Origin of the sequence: Paludibacter sp. (genome assembly GCF_009712605.1) — a bacterium.
GTDB lineage: Bacteria > Bacteroidota > Bacteroidia > Bacteroidales > Paludibacteraceae > Microbacter.
In genome coordinates this window covers 50,658-52,422 of record NZ_WASO01000003.1, presented here as the reverse complement: position 1 = coordinate 52,422, position 1,765 = coordinate 50,658, and the positions used below count along the sequence as shown (strand labels likewise).

General features: G+C 47.0%; 1 protein-coding gene. It reads left to right on the top strand.

Translation table 11 applies throughout. The annotated features are described in order from the left end of the window. On the top strand, positions 1–1,765 hold a 1,765-nt coding region (locus F8N35_RS04355), incomplete at both ends, for a hypothetical protein (protein ID WP_293050136.1).

Here is a 1,765-nt window from a genome sequence, read left to right as displayed (position 1 = left end):
AAAAAATATTATGTCAGAGCTTATGCAACTAATGCTGCAGGGACTGCTTACGGCAGTGTTATTTCACCTACAACGGCAACGGTCGTTACTGGAAACGTAACCGCTTCAACTACAGATAACAGTGTCGCTTATTGTGGCGGAACTGTCTCCGACGAAGGTGGTGCTGCCGTTTTAGCCAGAGGTGTATGCTGGTGGACTTCTAATGCCGCTCCTACCATTAGTAATGCTCATACTTCGGATGGAACACGAACCGGGTCTTTCAACAGTACACTAACAGGACTGGCGAATGGAACACGGTATTACATAAGAGCGTACGTAACAAATGCAATGGGTACTACTTATGGTAGTTACACCTATATCGACACTAAATCTATTCCTTCTGTAACTACACTTACACCAACCGTCTCTACAGATGAACCAGGTATCGTGAAATGCGGGGGAAATGTCTCCGACGACGGAGGGGCTGCTGTTACTGCCAGAGGGGTGTGCTGGAGCCTGACAAATGCAACGCCGACTTTGGCTGATGATCACACTTCTGACAATTCGGGCACCGGTAACTTCTCCAGTATTCTGACTGGACTCGATGCTACTAAAAAATATTATGTCAGAGCTTATGCAACTAATGCTGCAGGTACTGCTTACGGCAGTGTTATTTCACCTACAACGGCAACGGTCGTTACTGGAAACGTAACCGCTTCAACTACAGATAACAGTGTCGCTTATTGTGGCGGAACTGTCTCCGACGAAGGTGGTGCTGCCGTTTTAGCCAGAGGTGTATGCTGGTGGACTTCTAATGCCGCTCCTACCATTAGTAATGCTCATACTTCGGATGGAACACGAACCGGGTCTTTCAACAGTACACTAACAGGACTGGCGAATGGAACACGGTATTACATAAGAGCGTACGTAACAAATGCAATGGGTACTACTTATGGTAGTTACACCTATATCGACACTAAATCTATTCCTTCTGTAACTACACTTACACCAACCGTCTCTACAGATGAACCAGGTATCGTGAAATGCGGGGGAAATGTCTCCGACGACGGAGGGGCTGCTGTTACTGCCAGAGGGGTGTGCTGGAGCCTGACAAATGCAACGCCGACTTTGGCTGATGATCACACTTCTGACAATTCGGGCACCGGTAACTTCTCCAGTATTCTGACTGGACTCGATGCTACTAAAAAATATTATGTCAGAGCTTATGCAACTAATGCTGCAGGTACTGCTTACGGCAGTGTTATTTCACCTACAACACCCACTGTGGTAACTTCAGGTGTGCTTGTATCTTCCTCAGGAAGTACAATTGCGGTAAGCGGAGGCAGGGTCACTGATGAAGGAGGAGCTGCCGTTTTAGCCAGAGGGGTGTGTTGGTGGACCTCTAATGCTGCTCCTACCATTAGCAATGCTCATACTTCGGACGGTATGCGCTCTGGAACTTTTAGTAGCACTCTAACCGGGTTAGTCAGTGGTTCCACCTATTATATCAGAGCTTATGCAACTAATGCATACGGCACCGCTTATGGATCCTACACTTCTTTCACAGCCGGAACGATAACGTCTACTATCACAACAGCAATACCAAAATTAACAACTAATATTCCTGTTATATCTACTGACAGGCCTGCAGTATCTTCAGCCGGGGGAAATATTTTTGATGACGGAGGTGCCAACATTACTTCAAGGGGTGTGTGCTGGAGTTCGACAAATTCTTCTCCTACAATTGCCGATGCACATTCTTCGGACGGTACCGGTGCCGGAAATT